An 18,224-nucleotide genomic window follows, 5' to 3' on the forward strand; every position below is an offset into this window, starting at 1 on the left:
TTACTCGAGTTTTGGTTTTATTATAATAAAAGGTGTTTTCATAGATTGACCAGTAAGTATCTCTCTTATAGAAAATTTTAATGTGGTTGGAGTACTTTATTGTCTTTGTGTTTTAAATCAATATGAAGCATATTCACCTCTAACAATGCCTTTGTGTATTGTTTGTTAAATGCTTCAAAATGAATTTTAGCATCTTCATAACCATTAGGATGTAAGGTATTTGATTCGATTTGTTGTAAATGATGGCCAAGTTCTGTCATCCCTAAATTCATGAAACTTGATTTTAATTTATGTGCTAAAACACTTGCTCTTGGGTAATACTCTTTCTCCATACAATGGCGCATACTCTTATAGTCTTCTGGAGTAGATTGAATGAAAACATCTAATAATGACGCTATAAACTCTGTGTCATTATCAAATGTTTCCATAAGCATCTTAAGATCTACGTGATTTTTCTTCTCTTCTTTTTTGACAGTTGTATCGTGTTTAACCTCTTGTGGTTTTATACTTTTCTCACTATCAGATACAAGCCAGAATAACACCTCTTTAATAGCTTCTTCGCTTAATGGCTTTGTAAGATAAAAATCTACTCCCGCTTTAATGGCTTCTTTTCGTGCTTCTGGAAAAACATCTGCAGAACAAGCCACAATGGGTATTTTCTTTAAATTATCTTTGTTTGTTTTTCGAATCGTTTTAATTGCTTCAATACCATTCATAACAGGCATGTGCAAGTCCATCATAATAAGATCGTACTGCTCTTGAGAGTGTTTGAATGCAGAAACAGCTTCGGCGCCATTTTCTGTAATATCTACAGTGATATCTAATTTTGAAAGTAATTGTTTGATATAAAACTGGTTCATTTGGTTGTCTTCAGCAACCAATACTCGAAGTCCTGATAGTTGATTATCTTTTCTTTGGATTTTGGCTTCAGCATGATCAATTCCAATTTTCGCACTCTTTTTGAACGGTATTGTGAATTTAAAAGTTGAGCCTACGCATGGTTTACTAGAGGCTTGAAGTTCCCCTTTTTGTAATTCAATTAATTCTTTGGTAATAGTTAAGCCAAGCCCTGTTCCAATAGCATTCGAATTTTCTTTGTCTTCTACTTGATAAAAACTTTCAAAAATATGATTCAGTTTTTCTTCTGAAATACCAATACCTGAATCTTCTACTTTAAAAGAAAGGTATGCTTCGGTATCTGTTTGTGATGTGAGATCAACCGTTATTTTTATAGCTCCCTTTTTAGTAAATTTAATAGCATTTCCAATAAGATTGGTTAGAATTTGATTCAGTCTGTATTGGTCTCCTATAACAATGTCGGGTACATTTGTGTCTAAATAGGTTGTGAGACCAATTCCCTTTTCTCTGGCTTTTATTTCAAAACCATCACAAAGGCTACTTACTAGCTTTCTAACATTAAAATCGATGGCTTGAATGGTGAGTTTACCAGCCTCAATTTTCGAAAAATCTAAGATGTCATTCACAATTGCTAATAAGTTCTTTGCTGAAAAATTAATTCCATCTAGATTTTTTTGAAGCGTTTCTTCGTCTAAATCTTTGTTCTTTTTAATCAGATCAGATAAGCCTAATATTACATTAAGTGGTGTTCTTATTTCATGGCTCATATTCGATAAAAAAGCCGATTTAGTTTTTGCAACACGCTCGGCATTTTGCTTAGCATCTTCAATTATTTTTAGCGAATCTTTTGTGTGTGTAATGTTTCTAAGAAACATGCTATAGGTATCTACATCTTCATTATAGTTGTTTGAAATTGTTATTTCAAAGTAGTCTGTTTGGTTGTTTTGATTTTCTATAGAAGATTCAATACGTTTTCCAATCATCTTTTTTTCAAGCGTAGTTGCTTCTAGATCTTTTTTTAGTATCGTATTTTTTTCTTCAGATAAGAAATCAAAAATGCTTCTCCCTCTGAGTCTGCCCGAACGTATTGCAAGTATATCTGTCGCTAAGTTGTTATGGTCAAGAATATGGCCGCTTGCATCGAATAGTATATAGCCATCCAATATGTTTTCTAAAATCCCTCTAGAGTCAATGACATTAACGTTAGTAGTCTCTATTGAGTGTTTCTTTTCTTGGTCTTTGTTCTTTTTTGGATTCTCTAGCTCTTTCTGAACAGTATAAGAAGGAATTAATTCTTTAGCTAAATTAAATTTTTCAATAAGTTCGTAGTAGTTTTTATACGTTAAATAGGTTTCATTAAACGTTTCTTGTATATCGTTAGCAGGAATTACATTTTCTAATTCTTTTATAAGTTTTTTTGCATTTTCACGAAGTTTGCGAGCATTGTGAATTTGTGTTACCACATCTTCAGAGCTATTTTTCATGATATTTAACTCAAAAAAGGATAACCAGCTAGCGGCTATTTTTTTTGTACTTTCTTTAGTAGCAAATGTATGAAGTGTATGTATTAAGAATTGTGAGGCTACTAGTATTTCTTGATTTTTACCTGTTTCGTAAAGAGGCAAAAATGCTTGGGTAGTTGTATGCTTCGGAAATTCTCTTTGAATGGTAGCTCTTAACTTTTCCTTAGAACCAATATATGTTGGGTCTTTGTAAAGAAGATGATACTCTAAGTCAAGGTATAGCCGAACTAAATGACTGTTGGCCTCTAGTTCATTATCGGGAAAGACAAAAGCTTCAATACTGTTTTTTAAAGTTTCGAATTTCTGGGTATGGGAACAGAAATTGAGTAAATAACTAAGCAATTCATGCCTAGGGTTTTTAGGCAATTCTATTTGATTTGTCGTAGGTTCGTTTTTGGTTAGAAAACGGTTAATAGATAGTTTCATTTTTTGGGGACTATTATTTGAAGGAATTAACCTACAGGTAGCGAATATACATTTTTTTTTGTAAAATCCTATATACTAGTAGTATAAGAAGTGTCTTGAATTAAAAAAGCGCCCTTCCATTAGAAAAGACGCTTTAGTTATTATAAATAAAAAGAAATATTAGTCTCTTTTTCTGTTATCTCTGCCACGGTTATCTCTACCACGGTTGTTTCTATCTCCACGATCTTCTCTTGGCTTTGGAGGAACATATCCTTCTGGCTTTGGTAAGATGGCTTTTCTAGAAACCTTTTCTTTACGTGTACGCTTGTCAACACCAAAGTATTTTACATCAAACACATCGCCCATGTTTACAACATCGCTTACGTTTTCTGTACGTTCCCAAGCTAACTCAGATACGTGAAGTAATACTTCATTTCCTGGTGCTTCCATATACTCAACAACAGCACCAAAATCTAGCATTTTGATAACTTTTACTTCGTATACAGATCCAACTTCAGGCTTAAAGGTAATAGAATCTATCTTCGCTAATACAGCGTCTATTCCTTCTTGACCTGTACCTAAAATTTCAACAATACCTTCTTCAGTAACAGGGTCTTCGTTAATAACGATGGTACACCCTGTTTCTTTCTGAAGTTCTTGAATTACTTTTCCACCTGGTCCAATTAGCGCACCAATGTATTCGTTTGCAATACGTGCAGTCACCATTTTTGGAGCGTACGACTTCACATCTTCTCTAGGAGTAGCGATTGTGTCTGTTAATTTTTCAAGAATGTGTAAACGACCGTCTCTTGCTTGCTGTAATGCATTTACAAGAATCTCGTAGCTTAATCCTTTTACTTTAATGTCCATCTGGCAAGCAGTAATTCCGTCTGCTGTACCTGTAACTTTAAAGTCCATATCTCCTAGATGATCTTCATCCCCTAAGATGTCAGATAATACGGCATACTTTCCAGAATCTGCATCAGAGATCAATCCCATTGCAATACCAGAAACTGGCTTTGTCATTTGTACCCCTGCGTCCATCATTGCCATCGTTCCTGCACATACGGTAGCCATAGAAGAAGAACCATTAGATTCTAATACTTCAGAAACAACACGTACTGTATACGGGCAATCTGCTGGTACCATTCCTTTTAATGCACGTTGTGCTAGGTTACCGTGTCCAACCTCACGACGAGATGTTCCACGAATAGGTCTAGCCTCTCCTGTACAGAAAGGAGGGAAGTTATAGTGAAGGTAGAATGTCTCTTCTCCTTCGTAAGATGGCATGTCAATTTTGTTTGCTTCTCTAGAAGTTCCTAACGTAACGGTTGCCAGTGCTTGTGTTTCTCCACGTGTAAAGATAGAAGAACCATGCACAGATGGTAAGTAATCTGTTTCACACCAGATCGGACGAATATCCACTGTCTTACGACCGTCTAAACGCAATCCTTCATCTAGGGTAAGGTTTCTAATAGCAGCTTTCTCTGCAGCTCTGTAGTATTTAGAAACTAAATCACCATAGTCTTCTAATTCTTCTTCGCTAAAAGAAGCTTTGATACTTTCTTTAATTTCAGAAAAAGCAGCGCTACGCTCATGCTTAGCAGATCCTGCTTTAGCAATAGCATATACTTTATCGTATGCCATATCGTGCACTTTTTGCTTCAGGTCTGCATCTTCTCTTTCTGGCGCGTACTCACGTACTGGTTTTTTTCCAAAAGCTTCCGCTAATCTAAGTTGAGCAGCACATTGAACTTTAATAGCTTCGTGTGCAAACTTGATTGCGTCTGCCATTTCTTCTTCAGAAATCTCATCCATTTCACCTTCTACCATCATCACAGAATCTGCAGAAGCTCCAATCATCATATCGATATCAGATTCTTCTAACTGTGCTCTTGTAGGGTTGATTACAAACTCACCATTAACACGACCTACTCTTGCTTCAGAGATAGCGCATTCGAATGGAAAATCTGATAATTGGATAGCAGCCGATGCAGCAAGTCCTGCCATAGCATCTGGCATTACATCATCATCGTGAGACATTAATTGAATCATCACTTGTGTTTCAGAGTGATAATCTTTAGGGAATAATGGGCGTAATACACGATCTACTAAACGCATCGTTAATACTTCCCCATCACTTGGGCGTGCTTCCCTCTTAAAGAAACCACCTGGGTAACGACCTGCCGCTGCAAATTTTTCGCGGTAGTCTACTGTTAAAGGTAAGAAATCTACGTCTTTTTGCTCGTAGTTAGAAACTACAGTACAAAGTAACATACATTTTCCAGACTGAACCACTACGGATCCGTGCGCCTGTTTTGCTAATTTTCCGGTTTCGATAGAAATTTCTCTACCGTCACCAAGGTCAATGACCTCTTTAAATACTTTAGGTATCATAAAACATTAGTTTTACTCCCGCGTAGGCGGGAGACTCATCCTGGTACTCACTATAAAAATTGATAGTGAACAACAAAAGGAGTTCATTAATTATTGGTCAACAATTGGTTCTCAATTGTAGTTGTTGTGTTGTTGTGGTTTGACCAATGAAAAACTAAGAGTAGCCTTTTCAGTATTTTGTTTTAAAAAGTATCTTATTTAGATGCTCTTCGGAAATTTTAGTGTAATGAACGTTGTGATCTTTTTTTGAAAGCTCTAGTATCACTATTGCGTGAGCTGTTTTTGAGATTTCCACCTGCGTGGAAATGATAAAGAGCGCCTTTTGGGCGCTCTTTTATAAGTTACTTACGTAATCCTAATTCTTTTACGATTGCTCTGTAACGTAAGATGTCTTTTTTCATTAGGTAATCTAATAAAGAACGACGCTTACCTACTAACTTAACTAGAGAACGCTCTGTGTTATAGTCTTTGTGGTTTGCTTTCAAGTGCCCTGTTAGGTGCTCGATTCTATACGTGAATAATGCAATTTGTCCTTCTGCAGAACCTGTGTCGGTTGCAGATTTTCCGTGCTTTGCGAAAATTTCTGCTTTTTCTTTTGGATCTAAATACATGCTAATATTTGTGTAAATGATTTTTATGTATGAACTACGACTATCGTAATTCGGCTGCAAAAATAATGAAATTCAATGATATGGAAGGATTTGAAGTGATTTTTATTAAAAAAAACTTTAATTAAACTATTTCAATAAAAAAAAGTCATACTCCTAAACAATAAAAAAGTTTTTTAAAAAACATACGAAGGATTTAATTGCCTGCGTTTTAGGGTACTACAAACAACAAAACAAACTATTTATGAAAAACATCACAAAATCTATTGGGCTACTTTTGATAGCAATGACGGTTACTTTTATGACTTCATGTCAAAAAGATGAAATTACAAATTCAAATACAGATACACAGTTTAATCTTGTAGACAACAATCGAGCAGCACAAGTTGATAACGCTGTAGATGGCTCTCTAACTATTATAGATAATGGTTATCAAGAAGGAGAAGAAGGTAGAAGTCAATTAAGTTCATTGTTTACAGATTGTACTACAATTACTATTGAGCCTAATGGAGAAGGAGGAGTCATTACGCTAGATTTTGGCTCTGGATGTATACTTAATAATGGAGTCCTAGTATCTGGAAAAATAGTATTAGACTATGGCGCTATTACTGGAGGAACAAGGACGATTAATTATTCTTTTATAGACTATGTTTATAACCAAAATAGTGTAATGGGTGGCGGTCAAATATTTAGAGAAATTGCAAATGAAAATGACAATCCTCAATCTACAGTGAATGAAACTATAACTGTGTCATTTCCTAACACTAATATTACAGCTACAAGAACTGGGATGAGAGTTTCTGAATGGGTTGCTGGAGTTGGTACTGGTGTTTGGTTGGATAATGTGTATCATGTTACGGGAAATTGGAATACTACCTTCACTAATGGATTTAATAGATCAGGTAATGTTACACAAGCTTTGGTTGCAAAAGTGAGTTGTCCTTATATTGTAAGTGGGGTTTTAGATATTACTCAAAATAGCCAAAGTGGTACTATAGATTGGGGAGATGGTGCTTGCAATAATCAAGCTACTATTGAAATTGGTGGACAGGTATATGATATTCTATTGTAATATTTTTGTATAATAGAAGAAAATAAAAAATCCATCCTATCAAACAGAGAGGATGGATTTTGTCTTCTAATATTTCCGAAGAAAAAATAATTTTGCCTACAGCCTACAGCCTACAGCCTACAGCCTACAGCCTACAGCCTACAGCCTACAGCCTACTATGCTGTCTTCTCGCGTAAAGGATTGTTTTGCACTAAATCTAGGTACAAATTAATCTTACGTTTCATGTCTTTACGATGAGAGATAAAATCTAAGAAACCGTGATCTAAAACAAATTCGGCACTCTGGAAACCATCTGGTAAATCTTTTCCTGTGGTGTCTTTTACAACACGGGGTCCTGCAAAACCAATTAAGGCTCCTGGTTCACTTATGTTGATATCACCTAACATCGCAAAAGAAGCTGTTGTTCCTCCTGTAGTTGGATCTGTACATAATGAGATATACGGAATTCCAGCATCGGCTAATTGCGCCAATTTTGCACTTGTTTTTGCTAATTGCATTAACGACAAAGCAGCTTCCATCATTCTTGCGCCACCACTTTTACTGATGAGTAAAAAAGGCGTTTTCGTTTTTAAAGCATGGTCTGCAGCACGGGCAATTTTTTCACCCACAACACTTCCCATAGAACCTCCAATAAAACTAAAGTCCATACAAGCTATCACTAAATTTTGTCCCATAGATTTACCAACAGCAGTACGTACCGCGTCTTTTAATCCCGTTTTCTTTTGGGCGTCTTTGAGTCGGTCTGTATATTTCTTTTTGTCTTCAAATTTTAATGGATCTTTTGAGGTAAGATCGGCATCTAATTCCTTGAATTTATTATCGTCAAATAAGATTTCAAAATATTCTTTACTTCCAATGCGTACGTGGTACCCGTCTTCTGGACTTACGTAGAAGTTCTTTTCTAGCTCTTCTGCATCGACCACCTTACCAGTTGGAGACTTATACCATAATCCTTTGGGTACGTCTTTTTTCTCTTCGGTAGGGGTATTAATTCCTTTTTTTGTTCTTTTAAACCAAGCCATAGTGCTATGTTTGAGGAGTTTGTTGTATGACGAAACTCTGGTTAGTTGTTTTTTGTTATAATGTGTTTACATTATTAAGGTCTTCGAACGCTTTTTTAAGCCTTGCCTTAAATGTCAATTCACCTTCACGCATCCATTTTCTTGGATCGTAGTATTTTTTATTTGGTAAATCGTCACCTTCTGGGTTCCCAATTTGGGTTTTAAGATACTCAATATTTTTGGTCATGTAATCACGAGGCCCTTCGGTAAAAGCAAATTGTAGGTCGGTATCAATATTCATTTTTACCACACCGTATCCAATTGCCTCTCTAATTTCGGCAACCGTAGAACCACTTCCGCCATGAAATACAAAATCGATTGGGTTGTATCCTGTATTGTATTTTTCTTGAACGTATTCTTGAGAATTCTTTAATATAACAGGAGTTAGTTTAACGTTTCCTGGCTTGTAAACACCGTGTACATTTCCAAAAGCAGCAGCAATGGTAAACTGATCGCTTACTTTCATTAGCTCTTCATAAGCATAGGCTACTTCTTCTGGCTGTGTGTATAGTTTTGAAACATCAACATCACTATTGTCTACCCCATCTTCTTCACCTCCAGTGATACCTAATTCTATTTCTAAGGTCATACCTATCTTGCTCATACGGGCTAGGTATTTTTTACAAATGGCTATGTTTTCTTCGATAGGTTCTTCACTTAAGTCAATCATGTGAGAACTATACAAAGGTTTTCCGGTTTCTTTGTAATGTTGTTCTCCAGCTTCTAATAAACCGTCTATCCAAGGCAATAATTTTTTTGCACAGTGGTCTGTGTGTAAAATAACCGTTGCTCCGTATAATTCTGCCAATTGGTGTACATGCTTAGCTCCAGCAATACCTCCAGCAATCGCTGCTTGTTGGTTCTCATTTGATAAGCCTTTACCTGCATTAAACAAACATCCCCCATTGGAGAACTGAATGTTTACAGGCGCGTTAAGCTCTGCAGCAGTTTCCATCACAGCATTTACACTGCTGTTTCCTACTACGTTAACGGCTGGCATTGCAAAACCTTTTTCTTTTGCGTAGGCATGAATGGCTTGTATTTCTTTTCCAGAAGCAACTCCTGGTTTAATGTTATGTGACATAGGTTCTGTTTATTTTCCAGCAAAAATAGTGAAATTTAGTGATACAAAGTAGGGAATTTTAGACCGCTTTGTGGTTGGAAGTTAGACCACTCATTTCGTTCGTTGTTAGACCGCTTCGTCTGCTTGCTGGGCAAGGCAGACTAGCTGTTAGAGGGTTTGTTATTGGTTTGGTTGTTTTGAGTTTCAAAGTGGCAGAGGTACAAAGCTAAAAAGTGGCAAAGGGGCAAAGAAGCAAAGAAAGTGAAAAATTAAATTGCCTTCTCAGCGGGAGAGGTCCCGAAGCTTCGGGAGGGGGTGAGGGGTTTTTGAATTCGAAGATGAAATTTAAACTGAAAAGTTATCCGCTTTCAAGCGCAAGCTTGTATAAGAGAAAAGTCTATCAGCTTTCTTTTATGGTTTACCATAAAGAAAATGCGGTCTACCAATGAGCGCAAGCGAATGATCTAACAACGAACGAAGTGAGTGGTCTAACAGCGTCCGCGTGCCGCCAAAGCTTTAGCGGAGGAGCAAGCGGTCTAATTTTAAAAAGGATAATTAATACCAATATTAAACACCGCATTAGCAAAATTATATTCTTTAAACCAGCGGTTACCTACTGAAAGGCCAGGGTTGTGCATTTTAAAACCAGTATCTAATCTGGCAACGAAGAAACCAAAGTCGTAACGGAGTCCGAGGCCACTAGCTACGGCTATTTCTTTTAAATCTTCTAGCCCATTAAAGCGAGAGGCTTCATCTTCAATATTATCAAGGGCATTCCAAATATTTCCAGCATCTACAAAAATGGCTCCTTTAAAAGCACCTAGTATAGGGAATCGATATTCTGCGTTAAATGTTAGTTTGAAATTCGCTTCATTAAAATCGAAAATACTACCACTACTTCCCGGACCTAAATCATAGGGTCTCCAACCTCTGTTGTCGTTAGCGCCCCCAGCAAAATAACTTCGGGTAAATGGAATGCTTTCGCTATTACCATACGGAATGGCAATTCCTCCAAAGGCTCTTACTGCAACTACATTTTCGTTAGACACTTGCCAGTGTTTTATAAGTTCTGCCTCCACTTTTGCATATTGTGAAAACACAACACCCAAGGTTTCAAATTTTTCATCTTCATTTCTTTCAAGTCCAGCAAGATTAGAAATACCCGAAAGCAACCCTCCGGCCGACTCCACTTTCCAACGGAACCTAGAGAAATTTTTGTCAAATATATTTTCACGAGTATCATGCGTCCAAGTAAAGTTTGAAGCAAAAATGAGGTTGTCTTCTGTGAGTCTAGCACCACGTTCAATAACACTTAGTAATGTGTTTGATTGGTCTTGATCAAGAGTGTAGACACCCTCGCCAATGTTGTTTAAAAAACTGTCAATGCCTGAGGGAATACCTAAAGTAATCTGGTTGTTGTCATCACGAGAATAGAAAGCGGGATCTATAGTACCCGGATTTGCATTTTCAAGATCTTGTGCAATTTCATTTACTTGGTTAAACGAATTGGTGTAGATGTTAAAGAAGTTGTCTGTGTTTAAATTTCGAACATATTGCACGTTGAAAAGGTCAAAGCTATTGGTTCTAATTTTTGATGGTTTCCAATCGTAGTTGAAAATTGTACTTAGGTTTTGTCTATCTAATCCAATATTATTTTGTGCATTAAAACCAACACTTATGTTAGTAGTAGGCGACATGTATTTTGGAATCCATCGATCTACATTAATTGGGAATAGAAAACGTGGTAAGGATAATTTTGTGGTGATACCAAATTCTGAAATATTAAAGAAGCTTTCATCGTCTGCAACATCTTTTGAAGCACCCACACTACCGCTTCCAGAGATTTGTAATATTTCTGCGCCTCTAAATACATTTCGCAACAATAATGAACCACTAAAACCAATACCTAATTGTTGGATGGTGGAGGTGTAGGCGTCAAAACTTGCATCTAATGTTGCCTTCTTTCTAGGCGTTAAAAAAATGGTGCTAATGAGCCCTTGGTTAATACTGTCTCTAGGATCTAGTTGGTAAGAAATATTAGGATATCTAAATATTTTTAAATCACTTATTTGGTTGTACGTAAGGTTTCTGTCTACGTCCTTGTATATTTCGTTGGGTAATATAGAGATGGCATCTGTTATGGCTTTAGGTCTGTATTTTAGCTTTTTGTAGCTGTATAATGTGTAGCCATTGTAACTTGCAGAATCTTGAAATTTTCTACCTTGATTTGCAAATGTATAATCGGTAATAATTTTTACTTCATTTACTTTGTGCACTTTAAAAGGAACTATTTCTGTACTGTCATGAACTTCAATGGTACGTTCTGGGATGATGTAAGTAATATTTGCCTTGTGTCCAGTTTTAACAGTATCTGACTCGAAATTTACATAGTCTCTATCAAAATAATACAGACCAGAATTACGTAGCTGAATGGTGATGCGTTCACGTTCATTTTCGAAATCTGTTGCCGAATATTGGGTGCCTTCTTTGATAAATGTTTGCCTCTTGGTGGCTTGAAAAATAGAATCCACTACGGGTGAGGCTATTTTTTCTTGAATGCTATCTATAAAGTAGGGTTTGTTGAGTGTGACATTGTAGTTAATGCTAGCTCTTTTTTCTTTGGTTTCATTTTTACTAACCTCATAGTCTGCTGTTACATTAAACCAGCCACGTTTTGCATACCATAGTTTGATACGCTCTAAAGATTTTTTGGTTTTACTATCCTCAATAATGACTGGAGCATCTCCAGATTTCTTGAGCCATTCGTTAAACCCGATGTAGCTTTTTCCTAACTCGTTTAGTTGTTTTTTGGAGATAAAACGAATCCATCTTTCTTCCCTTTTTGGCTTTTTGTAGAGCCATTTGTTAAAAGTGCTATCTGCTTCTTGGTCTGCTAAGTTATAGATATGAAGTCCCGCAGGAATGCCTAGTAAAGGTATTTTAGTGTTAGGCTTTTGTATTAATTGACTAAAGACACCTTGATCTTCAATTTTTTCTCCATCAACTTCAATGGTGTTTTTGGTAAGGAGAAATTTATTGTCAGGTACATTTTTTACTGCATTACACGAGATGAGTACAGTAGCAATTCCTAAAATTAGTGATATTTTTGTGAGGTCTATATTCAAGAGGTTGTATATCTAGTAATCAAAAATACTATAATTTGATAAGTAAAAGTCAAATAAAACTAATAACGAGTTTGCAGCAAAAAAAGTACCGAAACAAAGAAGGACTTTTTATTGCCGAAGGCCCCAAGGTAATTGGTGAGCTTCTCAAAGAAAAGCTACAAATTCATAGCCATTTTAGTACCTTGGTTGACGAAAACAGCGAAGTACCCACTAACATTTCCGAAGCAAACCTAAAAAAAATTAGTTGTCTTACTACTGCAAATACCTCTTTGGCAGTGTTTCATATTCCTGAGGTAATTCCACTTCGAAATAGCGGACTTACCTTGGTGTTAGATGCCGTAAGAGATCCAGGTAATTTAGGGACCATTATTCGATTGTGTGATTGGTTTGGAGTAACGCAGCTGTTATGTTCTTTAGATACTGTTGATTGTTATAACCCAAAAGTAATACAGGCTTCCATGGGTTCTATAGCAAGGTTGTCTATTCATTATCTTAACATCGAGGAGTATCTAAAAGAAACTGAGTTGCCTATATATACAGCAATGATGGATGGTGAAAATGTATATCAAGCAAGCCTCCCAAAAAATGGTGTGTTGGTGATGGGAAATGAAGCCAATGGAGTTTCATCAAGCATTCAAGCATTGGCAAGTCATGCTATCTCAATTCCGCAATTTGGAGTCATTCAAGAAACAGAAAGTTTAAATGTGGCTACAGCTACAGCCATTTTGTTAAGCGAATTTTCTCGTACTACTGAAATGTAAAGTTGAGGAAAAATCCTCTGGAGTTGATGCTATTTAGGTTAGAAGTGTAGGGGCTTTGTGGATCATTATCTGGTACTAATTCGTTGCTTGTTGCAAAAACACCTCGTATAGAAGGGGTGAATTTAAAGAAGTATAAGTATAAATCTACACCAAAACCGAGCTCGTAATAGTTGGTGATTCTCGTAGTTCTAAATTGCCCTAAGTTATTATCTTCTGGATTGTTTTCGTTACTTGATAAGTTGACAGAAGTTGATATACCGCCAATGACAAAGGGTTTCCAGTTATTTAAACGCTTGGTGCTGAATTTAACAAGTAAGGGAACATGTATATAAGTAGATTTTACTTCTCTCAAGATATCTGCTTCTTCTTCAAATCCAGGAAATCTCAGGTTTCGTTGGGTGAAATATAATCCTGATTCTAGTCTAAGATTGATATATCTATTAATACGCATGTCACCAATAAGTCCTACATTAAAACCTGTTGTAGGTTCTACAATAACATCGGTGTTAGCATTGCCAAGTTCATCGTTATATTCTATCTTAAAATCGTAGCTATTGAAGCCTAAGAAATAACCCCAAGTTAGAAATTTGGCATCAAAAGTTTCTAGGTTTGCTAGACGTTCTCTACTAAATAATTGCGCTTGAACACTTTGCGCAAACAGTCCTATTGCTAGGAGGATTATTAATTTCTTCATACTATTTTGTAGCACTATATATGGTGGCTACACCAAAAGTTTGTGGTTTGTGTTGTACCTCTATAAACCCCGTTTTTCTTAAAATATTGTTGAGCGCCTCTCCATATGGAAAAACAGAAGCACTTTCACTTAAATATTTATACGCCACTTTGTCTTTGCTAAAGATACGCCCTACCAAAGGTAAAATGTTTTTACTGTATATATGATACCCTTGTTTAAATGGAAATTTTGTAGGAACAGAGGTTTCAAGAATGATAAAGAGGCCTCCCTTTTTTAAGACACGAGCAATTTCAGAAAGTCCTTGTTCTAGGTTTTCAAAATTACGTACTCCAAAAGATACTGTAATTACATCAAAGCTATTGTCTTCAAAAGGCATGGCTTCTCCGTCTCCTTTTATAAATTCTACTTTAGCATCTAAAGGTGTATTGGCTACTTTTTTTCTTGCCATTGCTAGCATGCCTTCAGATAAGTCGAAACCTACAATTCGTTTTGCAGGAACATGTTTGGCATATTGAATGGCCAAGTCTCCTGTTCCGGTAGCAATATCGAGTATGCTATCTGGAGCATGCGCTTGCACCATTTTTAGGACTTTTCTTCGCCATTTTAAATCGGTACCTAAAGAAATCACACGATTAAGACCATCGTATTTGGTAGATATGGTGTCAAACATATGCTCTACCTGCTCTTTTTTATTGCGTGTTGTATCTTGGTATGGAGTAACTTTTTTTTCTGTTGTCATTTCGAGTGCAAAAATACAATCTTTTTTCTTCGGAAATTTTAAAAAACAAAGAATAGCCCTTTAAAATTATTCTGTAGTAAGACAGATTTTAGATTGCTAGTATTTCAGAAACTGTCAAATACATGCATTATCTCTGTAGAGATTTAAAATTTCAATATCTTTGCATTCTATTTGTAACTATCCCTATGAAAATTATAATCGCCGGCGCAGGTGAAGTAGGATTCCATTTGGCAAAACTATTATCTTTTGAATCTCAGGATATCACACTTATTGATACCCATAGAGACTCTTTGTCGTATGCCGATGCACACCTAGATATACGTGTTGTTCGTGGCGATGCTACTTCTATAAAAGTATTAGAAGATAGTAACGTGAGTGCAACAGATTTGGTGATTGCTGTTACGTCTTCAGAAACTACAAACATTACAGTTTGTGTATTGGCGAAGCAATTGGGTGCCAAACGTACCATTGCAAGAATTTCGAATACAGAGTTTATTGAGCGCAAAGATGAGGTTGGGTTTACCAAGTTTGGAATTGATGAATTGATTTCTCCAGAATCTCTAGCAGCCAATGAAATTGAATTGCTTTTAAATCAGAGTGGGTTTAATGACACCTATGAGTTTGAAGATGGGGCACTAACTATGATTGGTTTGCACTTAAATAGAACCAACAGTTTTGTGGATAAAACCGTAAGAGGTGTAGCAGATTTGTATCCTAATTTAAAGTATGTGCCTATTGCTATTCAGCGATACGGAACTCAATATACCATTATTCCTAGAGGGGATACTATGTTTAAAGAAGGAGATCAGGTGTATTTTATCACCACCAAAGAAGGGGTAGACGAAATCTATAAACTCACAGGGAAAGAGCGTCACGAAATTAAAAATGTGATGATTCTTGGTGGGAGTAATATAGGTTACAAAACAGCAAAAGATTTATGTAAAAACAGGTTTAATGTAAAACTTGTTGAAAACGATAAAGACAAAGCTTTCGAAATTGCAGATGACATACCTAGTTGTTTGGTGATTAATGGTGATGGTAGAAATGTAGAGTTATTGCAAGAAGAAGACATTCAAGATATGGATGCATTTATTTCGGTAACCGGAAATAGTGAAACCAATATCATGTCTTGCTTAGTAGCAAAATCGAAAGGAGTTAAAAAGGCCATTGCTTTGGTGGAGAATATGGATTATTTTCAATTATCTCATTCGATAGGTATCGATACCTTGATTAATAAAAAGTTATTGGCCGCCAATAATATCTTTAGATATATTAGAAAAGGAGAGGTGGTAGCAATGACTAAGCTCAACAATATGAATGCAGAACTACTAGAGTTTATTGTAACCCCAACGTCTAGTGTTGCCAATAAAACCATACGTAATATTGACATACCAAGATCTGCTATTATTGGAGGTGTGGTAAGACAAGGAGAAGGACTCATCGCTTTGGGAGATTTTAAAATTGAAAGTGGCGATCGTATTGTTGTGTGTTGTCTACCTCAATCTATAGGTAAAGTGGAAAAACTTTTCGTCTAATGAGTTTTCTTACCAAAGTAAATCATAAAATTATTACGCATATCATGGGACTGCTATTGGCAGTAAATGGAGCATTTATGTTAATTGCTTCAATCATGAGTGCAGCCTATCAGGATGGTGTTTTCTTAAATATGTTGTTGTCTGGTGTTGTTACCTTGCTCATAGGTGGTGTGGTGATGTTCTTAACCCGAAACCACAAAAAAGAATTACATAAAAGAGAAGGGTATATTGTGGTAGCTATGGGGTGGCTCATTATGTCACTAGCAGGAACTTTACCCTATTTGTTTACAGGAGCAATTCCTTCTTTTACAAATGCTTTTTTTGAAACCATGAGCGGATATTCCACTACGGGAGCAAGTATTTTAAACGATATAGAAAGCCTTCCAAAAGGGGTCTTGTTTTGGCGTAGTATTACACATTGGATTGGCGGAATGGGTATTATTGTGCTAGCTGTTGCTATTTTACCTTTATTAGGAATTGGCGGTATGCAATTGTTTGCTGCAGAAGCGCCAGGTCCAGGAGGCGATAAATTACACCCAAGAATTACCGATACCGCAAAACGTTTATGGTTTATTTATGTGGGCTATACGGCTGCAGAAACTTTGTTGTTGAGTCTTGCAGGCATGAGTTTTTTTGATGCCATTAATCATTCTTTAAGTACCTTAAGTACAGGTGGTTTCTCTACCAAAAATCCAAGTGTGGCGTATTGGAATGATAGGCCATTAATACAGTACATTATCATGTTCTTTATGTTCTTGGCAGGAACAAATTTTGTTTTGAGTTATTTCGCTTTTAAACGAAAGTTTTCAAAAATATTTAGAGATGAAGAATTTAAGGCTTTTGCATTTTTAGTGCTAGGGATCACTACTATTTTTGCTGCCGTTATTTATTTTAAAGTCGATTTAACGGCTAGTACTATTGCACACCCAATGGTTTGGGGACCTTTAGAGGCAAGTGTTCGCCATGCTTTGTTTCAAATATTGGCCATAGTTACTACTACTGGATTTGTAACAGCAGATTACGCAATTTGGACACCTATTTTAACCATTTCCGTTTTTGGCTTAATGTTTCTGGGTGGTTCCTCAGGATCTACCTCGGGAGGGATTAAGATTGTACGTCATTTAATTATGATTAAAAACGGGATTTTAGAATTTAAACGTACACTGCATCCCAATGCAATCTTGCCAGTACGATATAATTCTAGAGCTGTACAGCAACCTATTGTATTTAACATCTTAGGGTTTTTTATTTTATATATGCTCTCTTTTATAGTAGGTGTTATCGTGTTCTCGGTACTCGGATTAGATTTTAAAACTGCCCTCGGAGCAGCAGCTTCTACCTTAGGAAATGTAGGTCCTGCTTTGGGTGAGTTAGGTCCTGTAGATAATTATGCAAACCTCCCAGGATTAGCAAAATGGTGGGCCACCTTCTTGATGCTTATTGGTAGACTAGAATTGTTTACGGTGCTTATCTTATTTACTCCTTTTTTCTGGAGATCTCGATAATTAATTCACAGATATAATTTCAATTTCAACACGTCTGTCGTCGGTGCTGTTTTTGCCAAGAGGCTGTCTAAATGCCATTCCTTTATAGCTCATACGGTTTTTATTAATACCCTTTTTGGTAAGATAGCTATACACCGATTTAGCTCTTGCTTCGCTTAAATTGTTTTTTCCAGTTCTAACATTTCTAAAATCTCTACCAGGATTGTTAGGGTCTCCACAACAAATATGTCCCAGTAGTTTAAAGGTAATGTTTGGGTTTTGTTTTAAAAAAGTAACTAGGTTATTTAAAGACTCTCTACTCTCATTCATCATAACATCTCTGTCTTGGTAAAACATAATCCCTTCGATCGTTATTTTGTCTCCTTCTTTAAAAGCTTTGCTGTAGGCTGGAGCAACGTCTTTTAGTGGCTTTATAACAATTTCACCTTCTTCGGGAATGTGATCTTCTTTGTGATGTATAAAAATATCTACTCGTCTATTTTTTTTAGCATCGGTTTCTAATTCGCCATATCCTTGAGATGAAATGATAGTGAAATCGCGCAATTTGCTGGTGACATTCTCAGCTCTTTTGTGGGATAATTTTAAATTGTAATCGGCATTTCCAACACTATTTGTATAGCCTTTTATATGAACATCTAAGTCATCTTTGTTAGGGAGCTTTTGAATGCTATCTAAAATTTTAATGTGCTGTTTTGTCAATAAAGCCTGGTCGTTTTTGAAATACAAAGAAAACTGTTGTTCATCTTCTTGCGCATAGAGTAATGCTGCAAAAAATAGTGTTAGGTATGTATAAAACAGTTTCATGAGCAGGAATTTACGTATTTAAATGTACTAAAATCTAATGAATTCCTTTTTTTGGGTTCTTCTGAAATTTTCGA

13 protein-coding genes are annotated in these 18,224 nt (G+C 36.2%); 4 read left to right on the plus strand and 9 right to left on the minus strand.

The window, feature by feature from the left end:
- Window positions 1-77: 77 nt before the first annotated feature.
- The 3 genes from ACY2RS_RS07950 to rpsO form a co-directional block, all read right to left on the minus strand.
- Window positions 78-2,807 (minus strand): ATP-binding protein, encoded by a 2,730-nt coding sequence (locus ACY2RS_RS07950; protein ID WP_490098105.1) that lies wholly within the window; start codon window positions 2,805-2,807, stop codon window positions 78-80.
- Between the two features lie 159 nt (window positions 2,808-2,966).
- Entirely contained in the window at window positions 2,967-5,183 is a 2,217-nt protein-coding gene (locus tag ACY2RS_RS07955) for a polyribonucleotide nucleotidyltransferase (protein ID WP_490098106.1), read from the minus strand.
- A gap of 341 nt (window positions 5,184-5,524) precedes the next feature.
- Complete coding sequence (gene rpsO / locus ACY2RS_RS07960; protein ID WP_490098107.1) at window positions 5,525-5,794, minus strand: 30S ribosomal protein S15; 270 nt, start codon at window positions 5,792-5,794, stop codon at window positions 5,525-5,527.
- Window positions 5,795-6,035: 241 nt separating this feature from the next.
- Between rpsO and ACY2RS_RS07965 the strand changes: the two genes are divergently transcribed.
- Window positions 6,036-6,863, plus strand: coding sequence for a hypothetical protein (locus ACY2RS_RS07965; RefSeq protein ID WP_490098108.1), 828 nt, complete (start codon window positions 6,036-6,038; stop codon window positions 6,861-6,863).
- A gap of 155 nt (window positions 6,864-7,018) precedes the next feature.
- Here the strand turns inward: ACY2RS_RS07965 and accD are convergent, their stop codons facing one another.
- The 3 genes from accD to tamL form a co-directional block, all read right to left on the minus strand.
- On the minus strand, window positions 7,019-7,885 hold the full coding sequence (gene accD / locus ACY2RS_RS07970) for an acetyl-CoA carboxylase, carboxyltransferase subunit beta (protein ID WP_490098109.1): 867 nt from the start codon (window positions 7,883-7,885) through the stop codon (window positions 7,019-7,021).
- A 55-nt stretch (window positions 7,886-7,940) separates the two neighbouring features.
- Window positions 7,941-9,008: a class II fructose-bisphosphate aldolase gene (gene fbaA / locus ACY2RS_RS07975; RefSeq protein ID WP_490098110.1), complete on the minus strand. Its 1,068-nt coding sequence runs from the start codon at window positions 9,006-9,008 to the stop codon at window positions 7,941-7,943.
- A gap of 521 nt (window positions 9,009-9,529) precedes the next feature.
- Entirely contained in the window at window positions 9,530-12,112 is a 2,583-nt protein-coding gene (gene tamL, locus ACY2RS_RS07980) for a translocation and assembly module lipoprotein TamL (protein WP_490098111.1), read from the minus strand.
- A 35-nt stretch (window positions 12,113-12,147) separates the two neighbouring features.
- Here tamL and ACY2RS_RS07985 point away from each other — a divergent pair, with 35 nt between their 5' ends.
- Window positions 12,148-12,873: a TrmH family RNA methyltransferase gene (locus tag ACY2RS_RS07985; RefSeq protein ID WP_490098112.1), complete on the plus strand. Its 726-nt coding sequence runs from the start codon at window positions 12,148-12,150 to the stop codon at window positions 12,871-12,873.
- Here ACY2RS_RS07985 and porT read toward each other — a convergent pair.
- Window positions 12,860-13,567, minus strand: a complete 708-nt coding sequence (gene porT / locus ACY2RS_RS07990; protein WP_490098113.1) for a type IX secretion/gliding motility protein PorT/SprT — start codon at window positions 13,565-13,567, stop codon at window positions 12,860-12,862. The genes ACY2RS_RS07985 and porT overlap by 14 nt on opposite strands.
- Window position 13,568: 1 nt before the next feature.
- A complete protein-coding gene (gene ubiE, locus ACY2RS_RS07995; RefSeq protein ID WP_490098114.1) occupies window positions 13,569-14,306 on the minus strand; it encodes a bifunctional demethylmenaquinone methyltransferase/2-methoxy-6-polyprenyl-1,4-benzoquinol methylase UbiE in 738 nt (245 codons plus the stop codon).
- A gap of 185 nt (window positions 14,307-14,491) precedes the next feature.
- Here ubiE and trkA point away from each other — a divergent pair, with 185 nt between their 5' ends.
- Both trkA and ACY2RS_RS08005 read left to right on the plus strand, forming a co-directional pair.
- Window positions 14,492-15,841, plus strand: coding sequence for a Trk system potassium transporter TrkA (gene trkA, locus ACY2RS_RS08000; RefSeq protein WP_490098115.1), 1,350 nt, complete (start codon window positions 14,492-14,494; stop codon window positions 15,839-15,841).
- Window positions 15,841-17,346, plus strand: a complete 1,506-nt coding sequence (locus ACY2RS_RS08005) for a TrkH family potassium uptake protein (protein ID WP_490098116.1) — start codon at window positions 15,841-15,843, stop codon at window positions 17,344-17,346. The genes trkA and ACY2RS_RS08005 overlap by 1 nt, the downstream gene beginning before the upstream one ends.
- Here ACY2RS_RS08005 and ACY2RS_RS08010 read toward each other — a convergent pair whose 3' ends face one another.
- Window positions 17,347-18,150, minus strand: a complete 804-nt coding sequence (locus ACY2RS_RS08010; protein WP_490098117.1) for an OmpA family protein — start codon at window positions 18,148-18,150, stop codon at window positions 17,347-17,349.
- Window positions 18,151-18,224 lie beyond the last annotated feature (74 nt).

The sequence above is a fragment of the Patiriisocius sp. 208BN25-11 genome (assembly GCF_058147145.1).